Origin of the sequence: Pollutimonas bauzanensis, assembly GCF_900129885.1 — a bacterium.
GTDB classification, from domain to species: domain Bacteria; phylum Pseudomonadota; class Gammaproteobacteria; order Burkholderiales; family Burkholderiaceae_B; genus Pollutimonas; species Pollutimonas bauzanensis.
The window spans coordinates 19,927-29,109 of the sequence record NZ_FQXE01000026.1 but is presented as its reverse complement, the minus strand read 5'-3'; the positions used below and the strand labels follow the sequence as shown (position 1 = coordinate 29,109).

The following is a 9,183-nucleotide window of genomic DNA, read 5'->3' as shown; positions in this document are numbered from 1 at the left end:
TGTGGGTTGGGCGAAAGTTTGAGCAAGCCGCGCAGGCGGCCTGTTTCGGGGAGGCAAGCCCGCGCTTGTTTGAGCGAGTGCTTACGGGCAGCCGGGGGCTGCCCGTTCCGCGAGTTCGCGGGCGCCCCGAACAGGTGGACTGCGCGGGCGGTCACGGGCGAAGCCCGGGACCGCAGCGATATTGAGCCCACCCTACACCCGCCCACGGCGACGGGTTAAGAAACCCGCGGCGCAGAATACGGCCTCCGGGAACCGGCAGACATCAAGCCAGCTTGCCGTGGCAATGCTTGTACTTCTTGCCGCTGCCGCAAGGGCAGGGATCGTTGCGCCCCACTTTCGGGACGCCGGAAAGACCCGCGGCGGCCACCGCCCGCGCGGCGGGGGTCAGGTCCAGGCCTGGATCTTCCCCGCTCAAGGCGGCGTCATAATCCGAATGATGGTAGGTGATGTTGTCCAGCCTGGATTCGGGCTCTTCCACCTCGACCTGCTCCGGCGACTGGATCTTGACAGTCATCAATACCCGCACCACTTCATTGCGGATGCGATCCAGCATGTCCGAGAACAGCTCGAAGGCCTCGCGCTTGTATTCCTGCTTGGGATCTTTTTGCGCATACCCGCGCAAATGTATGCCCTGGCGCAAGTGGTCCAGCGATGACAGGTGCCCGCGCCAGTGCGTGTCGATCGACTGCAGCAGCATGGAACGCTCGAACGGCGCCCAGCCTTCCTGGCCCACCAGGTCCACCTTGGCCTGGTACAGGCGGGCGGCCTCGGCCACCACCCGTTCCAGCAGGTCCTCGTCGGTGAGGCTCGGTTCTTTCTCGAGCATCTCGACCAGCGGCATGGGCAGTTGCCATTCGGCCTCGAGCGTCGTTTGCAGCCCGGGCACGTCCCATTGTTCTTCCATGGAACCCGCGGGAATATAGGCGTGGAACTGCTCCGCCATCGCCGCGGTGCGCAGGTTGGCTATGGTTTCGGATACATCGGCCGATTCCAGCACTTCGTTGCGCTGGGCGTAAAGCACTTTGCGCTGGTCGTTGGCCACGTCGTCGTATTCGAGCAATTGCTTGCGTATGTCGAAATTGCGCCCTTCCACCTTGCGCTGCGCCGACTCGATGGAGCGCGACACCATGCGCGCCTCGATGGGCTCGCCTTCGGGCAGGCGCAGGCGCTCCATGATGGCGCGCACGCGGTCGCCCGCGAAAATGCGCATCAGGGAATCTTCGAGCGACAGGTAAAAGCGCGAGGAGCCTGGATCGCCCTGGCGGCCCGCGCGGCCGCGCAGCTGGTTGTCGATGCGCCGGGATTCATGGCGCTCGGTGCCGATGATGCGCAAGCCGCCCGCCGCCTTGACGGCTTCGTTGGCGGGCGCCCATTCGGTCTTGATGGTTTCGATGCGCTGTTCTTTTTCCTGGGCCGAGAGCGATTCGTCGGCGCGGATCAGGTCGACCTGCTTCTCGACGCTGCCGCCCAGCACAATGTCGGTGCCGCGGCCAGCCATATTGGTGGCGATGGTGATGTGGCCCGGCTTGCCGGCCTCGGCCACGATTTCCGCTTCACGCGCATGCTGCTTGGCATTGAGCACTTCGTGCGGCAGCTTGGCCTTTACCAGCATGCCCGACAGCAGTTCGGAATTTTCTATGCTGGTGGTGCCCACCAGCACCGGCTGGCCGCGCTCGTGGCAATCCTTGATGTCGGCCAGGATGGCGTTGTATTTTTCCTTGTCGGTCTTGAAAACCTGGTCGTTCTGGTCGATGCGCACCATGAGCCGATTGGTCGGGATAATGACGGTTTCCAGCGAATAGATTTCCTGGAATTCGTAGGCTTCGGTGTCGGCCGTGCCGGTCATGCCCGCCAGCTTGCCGTACATGCGGAAGTAATTCTGGAAAGTGATCGAGGCCAGTGTCTGGTTCTCGTTCTGGATCCTGACGCCTTCCTTGGCTTCGACCGCCTGGTGCAGGCCATCGGACCAGCGGCGGCCGGCCATCAGGCGGCCGGTGAATTCATCGACGATGACCACTTCGTCGTTCTGCACGACATACTGCTGGTCGCGGAAGAACAGGTTGTGCGCGCGCAAGGCGACCATCAGATGGTGCATCAGCGAAATATTGCGCGGGTCATACAGCGACTCGCCCTCGGGCAGCACGCCTATGCGCACCAGTATCTGTTCGGCCTTCACATGGCCGGCTTCGGACAGGTGGACCTGCTGGCCTTTTTCATCGACCCAGAAGTCGCCTTCGGGTTCGGGCTCCTGCGGCTTGGGCTCCGACGCCATGCGCGCCAGCAAGGGCGGCACCGCGTTCATGCGCACATACAGTTCGGTATTGTCCTCGGCCTGGCCGGAGATGATAAGCGGTGTGCGCGCCTCATCGATCAGGATGGAGTCGACCTCGTCGACAATCGCGTAAGCCAGGGCGCGCTGGCGGCGGTCCTCGGCGCGGTACTCCATGTTGTCGCGCAGGTAATCGAAGCCGTATTCGTTATTGGTGCCGTAGGTGATATCCGCCGCATAGGCGGCGAGCTTTTCCTCGTTTTCCTGCTGGGGCACCACCACCCCCACCGTCATCCCCAGAAAGCTGTACAGCCGCCCCATCCATTGCGCGTCGCGGCGCGCGAGGTAGTCGTTGACCGTCACCACATGCACGCCCTTGCCGGCGAGCGCGTTCAGGTAGACGGCCAGCGTGGCCATCAGGGTCTTGCCTTCGCCGGTGCGCATTTCGGCGATCTTGCCGTTGTGCAGGGCTATGGCGCCCAGCATCTGGACATCGAAATGGCGCATGCCGAAGACGCGCTTGCTGGCCTCGCGAACGACAGCAAAGGCCTCGGGCAGGATATCGTCCAGCGCGGCCCCTTCGGCGACCCGCTGGCGGAAGTCCGCGGTCTTGGCCGCGAGATCCGCATCGGACAGGGCGGCCACCTTGGGCTCGAGCGCGTTGATCTGCGCCACTTGCTTGCGATACTGCTTGAGTATCCGGTCGTTGCGACTACCAATGAGCTTTTTTAGCAGAGAAACCATTCTTGTGTCGTCGATGCGTCCTTGCTGCGCATAAACGCAAAAGTCCACATGCTTGTCTTTTTTGGGTTGGCGGATGAAACCGCAGGAAAACAATACAGTTTAACGCACCTGCGGGACTATGGCTTGGACCGCCAGGGAGGCGTCCACCACGAGCTGGTCCGTGGCCTGCGGCTTGGCCAGGAATAAGGTAGGGTCCAGCGCGTGGCCCGCCATGCGCACCTCGAAATGCAGATGCGAGCCGGTGGAGCGCCCGGTCGACCCTACGTGCGCAATCAACTGCGCTTTTTCCACCAGGTCGCCCGGCTTCACGGTAATGGACGAGGCATGCGCATAGCGCGTCACCAGGCCGTTTCCATGGTTGATCTCGACCATATTGCCGTATCCCGGCGCGTAGCGCGCCTCGGTCACCACGCCGCCCGATGCCGCATGGATGGGCGCCCCCCTGGGCGCGGCGAAGTCCAGCCCCTCGTGCATGGCGTGGCGGCCCGTCACGGGATTGCGGCGCCAGCCGAAGGATGAGCTCAGATAGGGATAATTGACGGGCGTGTACGTGGGCAGGCGCGCCTCGACGCCGACGCGCCTGGTCAGCACCAGGTCCAGCATGGCGAACCAGTCCTTCTGTTCGGAAAGCTGCCGGGAAAGCGAGTCGAGCTGGCGGCCCAGGCCCTGGGCGGTCCACGCCGCTCCTTGTTCGTCGGTGATATAGTCCATGACTGGCAATGCCGCGTGTTCGAGGCTGGCGTGGATTTCCGGGTCGGTGTACGAAACCCCGGCGGCATCGGCCACGCGCTTGCTCAGGCTGCCCATGGTGATCAGCTTGGCCTGCAGATCGCCCACCTTGGACGCCAGCAAGCCCACATTTTCGCGGATATAGGCCGAATCGCGCGTGGCCTGCTCGGCAAGGGCGCGCTCCTGGTCGGCATTGAGCACCGGCCGCAGGCTCAGCTGCGACTGGACCCAGGCGCCCGCTGCGGCCGAAGCGGCCAGGGCGGCGCCGGCCAACAGGGCAATTACGACGATTCTCAAACCTTTCCCGTTAGAATCAACTGTTTGATTCCCCGTAAATAGATATTTCACTGTAGACCTTCAATAGATGTTGCGCATGTCCCGACCCGTCAGACCTCCGCGGCCCTTGAACAAGGAGCTGCCCGCCACGCTGGCAGTCAGCTGGCTGGGCAGCGACCAGCATGGCTCGCAGGTTCTGGCCACGGCGCGCCAGTTGATCGCGGTCGAGCATGCGGCAAAAAATGCCTTGCCCCCTGCTCTGGCATCGGTATGCAGGGTGGCACGTATAGACAGACAGCAAATTACGCTGGCGGTTCCCAGCCCCGCCTACGCCGCCAAACTGCGGCAATTGGCGCCACGCATTCTTTTGCTGTTGAATGGCAGCGGATGGAACCTTAACGAAATCAGCGTCAAGGTTCAAGCCAGCCTGTTACAAAGCCGGACAGAAACGCCACTGCGCCAGGTCGAGCCGCTGGACGACAAGGCCTTGCACGCCTTCGACGAGCTGCAGAACAAGCTGCCTCCGGGGCCATTGGCCGAAGCCATCAAAAGGCTGCTGGGACACCACAGGGAACGATGAGCCGCGGGGCCGCCGCGGCCGCGCGAATGGCGGGAAGCTCAGGCGAACTTCCATTCCTGGCTGAAAGACTTGGGCGCGGTTTCGGTCGATTCATAGCTGATGAGTTCCCAGCTATCCTGCCGGGCGAGCAAAGCGCGCGCCAGCTGGTTGTTCAGGCCGTGCCCCGATTTGCATGCCACATAGCGCGCGACCAGAGGCTTGCCTATGAGATAAAGGTCGCCTATGGCATCGAGGATCTTGTGCTTGACGAACTCGTCGTCGTAGCGCAGGCCATCGGTATTCAGGACGCGGTACTCGTCCATGACGATGGCGTTGTCGAGGCTGCCCCCGCGGGCGAGGCCGGCCGCCCGCAAGGCTTCCACTTCGCTGACGAAGCCGAAGGTGCGCGCCCGCGCTATCGTCTTGACATAGGAGTCCTTCTCGAAATCGACTTCGGCGAAATTGGCCGTGGAATCGATGGCGGGATGATGGAAATCGATCGCGAACGACAGGGCAAAGCCGTTGTAGGGCTCCAGGCGCGCCCATTTCAGGTTGTCGCCCTCGCCTTCGCGGACCTCGACGGTTTCGAGAACCCGCAGGAAGCTCTTGGGAGCCATTTGCTCCTGCAAGCCCGCCGAGCGCAACAAATACACGAAGGTGCCGGCGCTGCCGTCCATGATGGGGACTTCTTCGGCGGTAAGGTCGACGTGCAGGTTGTCTATGCCCAGGCCGGCCAGCGCGGACATCAGGTGTTCGACGGTGGAGACGCGCACATTGCCTTGCTGCAGCACCGAGGCCATGCGGGTGTTGCCGACCTGGTCGGCCAGGGCGGGAAGATCCACCACTTCGGGGAGATCAACGCGATGAAACACAATACCGGTGTCGGGGGCCGCCGGGCGCAGGGTGATTTCGACCCGGCGTCCGGAATGCAGGCCGACACCCTTGGTACTGATGGATTTCTGTATGGTGCGTTGACGTAGCATATTCTTTAAATACCAATTTGATGCCGGATTGTGGCAACTGTATGACGGTTTATTGTAACCGCATCCAGGGTTTACCACTAAACAGATATGTTTCAAACGACTGCGGAACCGGATGGCCCCCCAGCCGATAAACACGACGACGCACTCTCTCGGGGAAGAGAGAAAGTGCGTCGATCGGGCCTGATCGGGCATGCTGATGCCCTGCAGACATGTGAGAGCTGGATTTACTGCTTCTGGACCGTGACCCCGGCGATCAGTCCGCCTGCTTGCGCAGGAAGGCCGGAATATCGAAGTGGTCCATGCCAGCCGTTTCAAGGGCGCGCACCTGGGCCGAAGCCTGGCTGCGCGGGTTGCGTATCACCGCCGGAACTTCCGAGTTGCCGAAATCATGCCCGCCCATCATGGGCATATTGTCGGTTCCCGTGCGGTACACCTCGGCGTTGTTCTGCACCAGTTGCGGGCGCGCCGCGGCCGGACGGCCCAGGCCGGTGGCCACCACTGTCACACGCAGGTTCTCGCCCATGGATTCATCGTAAGCCGTGCCGAAGACGATAGTGGCGTCGTCGGCGGCATAGCTGCGGATGGTGTCCATGATTTCACGGGTTTCGCGCATTTTCAGGGTGCGGCTCGCCGTGATGTTCACCAGCATGCCGCGCGCCCCGTGCAAGTCCACGCCTTCGAGCAATGGGCAGGCAATGGCGCGCTCGGCCGCGACGCGGGCGCGATCCGTGCCGGCGGCGATGGAGGTGCCCATCATCGCCTGGCCTTGTTCGCCCATGATGGTCTTGACATCCTCGAAGTCGACGTTGACATTGCCTTCGACATTGATGATCTCGGCGATACCGGCGCAAGCGTTGTGCAGGACGTCGTCGGCCGACTTGAAGCAGTCTTCCTGCGTCGCATCGTCGTCCATCAAGTCATATAGGTTCTCGTTGAGCACGACTATCAGCGAATGCACGTGCTTGGAGAGCTCCGAGATACCGTCTTCCGCCATTTTCAGGCGCTTGCTGCCTTCAAAGGAGAAGGGTTTGGTAACGACGCCGACGGTCAGGATGCCCAGTTCCTTGGCCACCTCGGCCACGACAGGCCCGGCGCCCGTGCCCGTGCCGCCGCCCATGCCGGCCGTAATGAAGACCATATGCGCGCCCGTCAAGGCAGCGCGGATTTCCTCGCGCGCGGTTTCGGCCGCGGCGCGTCCCTGCTCAGGCTTGGCGCCGGCGCCCAGGCCGGTGCGGCCCAGGCGGATCTGCACCGGCGCCTCGGTGGTGGCCAGAGCCTGAGCGTCCGTATTGGCGCAAATGAAATCGACGCCGCTGACCCCCGAACGGATCATGTGGGCGACGGCATTGCCACCGGCGCCGCCCACACCCACGACTTTGATTACAGTCCCATTAGCGCTCGTATCGAGCATTTCGAAATTCATCATGATTGACTCCCTCACATATCCAGATAAACGACAAATACAAAAAGTTTCTTTCCCCAGAACTACCTTATTGTTCGGAATGGTTTCAAAGGAAATGCCTGCCTTGGCGACTCGCATCTGATTTGAAACGCCTCCGGGAGCAGGCTTATCCCACCTGCCCTTTAGGGCGCTACCCCTAATTCATGAACCACTCCTTCATGCGCGCCAGCAGGCTCTTGAAGCTGCCTTTCTGCTGCGCCACTTTGCGCCCCCTGGCGCGCTGCAAACGGGCCTCGGACAGCAGGCCCATCACGGTGGAAAAACGCGGATTGTGCATGACATCGGCCAGGCTGCCTTCATAAGAAGGCACCCCGATGCGCACCGGTTTCAGAAATACGTCCTCGGCCAGCTCGACGATGCCCGGCATGAGCGATGTGCCGCCGGTCAGCACCACGCCGGAAGCCAGCAAATCCTCGTAGCCCGATTCGCGCACGATCTGCTGCACGAAGGTGAAGAGTTCTTCGATGCGCGGTTCGATGACCGCGCCCAGCGCCTGGCGCTTGACCTGGCGGTTGGGCCTGTCGCCCAGGCCCGGCACTTCGATGTGCTCATCGGCGTTGGCCAGCACCTGCTTGGCAATGCCGAAGCGCAGCTTGATTTCCTCGGCATCGGGAGTCGGCGTGCGCAGCATGGCGGCGATATCGCTGGTGATCTGGTCGCCGGCGATAGGCACCACCGCCGTGTGGCGGATCGCGCCGCCGGTGAAGATAGCGATGTCGGTCGTGCCGCCGCCGACATCCACCAGCACCACGCCCAATTCTTTTTCATCCGACGTCAGGCAGGCCAGGCTCGAAGCCAGCGGCTGCAGGATGAGGTCCTGCACCTCCAGGCCGCAGCGGCGCACGCACTTGACGATGTTCTGGGCGGCGCTGACGGCCCCGGTCACGATGTGGACCCGCACTTCCAGGCGCAGGCCGCTCATGCCTATGGGCTCGCGTATGTCCTCTTGCGAGTCGACGATGAATTCCTGGGTCAGCACATGCAGGACTTGCTGATCGGTCGGAATGTTGACCGCCTTGGCCGTCTCGATCACGCGGGCCACGTCGGTGGCGGTGACCTCCTTGTCCTTGACGGCCACCATGCCGCTGGAATTGAAGCTGGTGATATGGCTGCCGGCGATCCCCGTATAAACTTCGCGAATCTTGCAGTCGGCCATCAGCTCGGCCTCTTCCAGCGCGCGCTGGATCGAATTGACGGTCGATTCGATATTGACCACCACGCCTTTGCGCATCCCCTGGGATTCGTGCTGGCCCAGGCCCAATACTTCGAAACGCCCTTCTGGCAATATTTCTGCCACTACGGCCACCACTTTGCTGGTGCCGATGTCGAGTGCAACGATCAGGTCCTTGATGTCACGGGTCATAGTCTTTTATTTGGTAGAGGTATTGGAAACAGGGGCCAACGTAATGGCAAATCCGTTGGAATAGCGTAAATCGGCGTTACTGATGGCGCGGCCATCCAGCCGCTGGGCCAGGGTCGGCCAGGCCTGGACGAAGCGTTCGATGCGCGCCGCAAACGGCAGCGCGCCGGAACGCCCGTGGGGATCGGCCACATCGGCGGCCGGATCGCGCCCCAGGCTTAAATGGATGCCGTCCGACAGCTTGACGTCCCATGCATATCGGGGGCTGAGCGTGACTTCGAGGACACGCAGGTTGAGCGGCGCGAACCAGCGGGCTATTTCCGCGTAGCGCTGCACCACCAGCCGCTCGGAGCTGTCGGGACCGTTCAACTGCGGCAAATCGGCGTCATCGTCGAGCTCGCCCTGGTTCGCGGCAAAGGCCTCGCCCCAGGAATTGATCATCTGGTCTTCGTTCCACAAGGCCAGGGGCTGCTGTTCTTCGATCTGTATCGATAGCGCATCGGGCCATACGCGGCGTATGCGCGCATGGCGCACCCATGGCACCGTCTCGATCAGCTCGCGGGTGTCGTCCAGGTCGACCGAAAAGAAGTTGCCCGCGATTTTCCCGGCTATTGTCGCGCGAACACTGGCCGCAGAGACGTAATTCAGTGTATCGGTCTGCATCGGCGCTATCTGTATTTTCGCTATCGAAAAATAAGGGCGCTGGGCCAGCCACACGACGCCGCCCGCCATCATTGCCAGCACGGCCAGCAATGCCAGCGTGTTCGCAATGAAGTTGGTGAGGCGGGCGTCGGAAAACAC

General features: G+C 62.3%; 7 protein-coding genes. 1 reads left to right on the top strand and 6 read right to left on the bottom strand.

Going from position 1 to position 9,183, the window contains the following annotated elements:
- Positions 1 to 262 precede the first annotated feature (262 nt).
- A complete protein-coding gene (gene secA / locus BUB23_RS25730; protein WP_073110152.1) occupies positions 263 to 3,013 on the bottom strand; it encodes a preprotein translocase subunit SecA in 2,751 nt (916 codons plus the stop codon).
- A gap of 99 nt (positions 3,014 to 3,112) precedes the next feature.
- A complete protein-coding gene (locus BUB23_RS25725) occupies positions 3,113 to 4,039 on the bottom strand; it encodes a M23 family metallopeptidase (protein WP_073110146.1) in 927 nt (308 codons plus the stop codon).
- 76 nt (positions 4,040 to 4,115) lie between these two features.
- On the opposite strand from BUB23_RS25725, the gene BUB23_RS25720 reads away from it, so the two are divergent.
- Positions 4,116 to 4,598: a DciA family protein gene (locus BUB23_RS25720; protein ID WP_073110149.1), complete on the top strand. Its 483-nt coding sequence runs from the start codon at positions 4,116 to 4,118 to the stop codon at positions 4,596 to 4,598.
- Positions 4,599 to 4,636: 38 nt separating this feature from the next.
- Here the strand turns inward: BUB23_RS25720 and lpxC are convergent, their stop codons facing one another.
- The 4 genes from lpxC to BUB23_RS25700 all read right to left on the bottom strand — a co-directional run bounded on the left by lpxC (position 4,637) and on the right by BUB23_RS25700 (position 9,183).
- A complete protein-coding gene (gene lpxC, locus BUB23_RS25715; RefSeq protein WP_073110144.1) occupies positions 4,637 to 5,560 on the bottom strand; it encodes a UDP-3-O-acyl-N-acetylglucosamine deacetylase in 924 nt (307 codons plus the stop codon).
- 253 nt (positions 5,561 to 5,813) lie between these two features.
- Positions 5,814 to 6,986: a cell division protein FtsZ gene (ftsZ, locus tag BUB23_RS25710; protein WP_073110141.1), complete on the bottom strand. Its 1,173-nt coding sequence runs from the start codon at positions 6,984 to 6,986 to the stop codon at positions 5,814 to 5,816.
- A gap of 172 nt (positions 6,987 to 7,158) precedes the next feature.
- Complete coding sequence (gene ftsA / locus BUB23_RS25705; protein WP_073110138.1) at positions 7,159 to 8,385, bottom strand: cell division protein FtsA; 1,227 nt, start codon at positions 8,383 to 8,385, stop codon at positions 7,159 to 7,161.
- Positions 8,386 to 8,391: 6 nt separating this feature from the next.
- Positions 8,392 to 9,183, bottom strand: a complete 792-nt coding sequence (locus BUB23_RS25700; protein ID WP_073110136.1) for a cell division protein FtsQ/DivIB — start codon at positions 9,181 to 9,183, stop codon at positions 8,392 to 8,394.

What these genes read in the sequence shown, in the direction of transcription:
- lpxC (WP_073110144.1), bottom strand. Translation starts at nt 5,560, where the DNA reads ATGCTACGTCAACGCACCATACAGAAATCCATCAGTACCAAGGGTGTC.
- BUB23_RS25720 (WP_073110149.1), top strand. Translation starts at nt 4,116, where the DNA reads ATGTCCCGACCCGTCAGACCTCCGCGGCCCTTGAACAAGGAGCTGCCC.
- ftsZ (WP_073110141.1), bottom strand. Translation starts at nt 6,986, where the DNA reads ATGATGAATTTCGAAATGCTCGATACGAGCGCTAATGGGACTGTAATC.
- secA (WP_073110152.1), bottom strand. Translation starts at nt 3,013, where the DNA reads ATGGTTTCTCTGCTAAAAAAGCTCATTGGTAGTCGCAACGACCGGATA.
- ftsA (WP_073110138.1), bottom strand. Translation starts at nt 8,385, where the DNA reads ATGACCCGTGACATCAAGGACCTGATCGTTGCACTCGACATCGGCACC.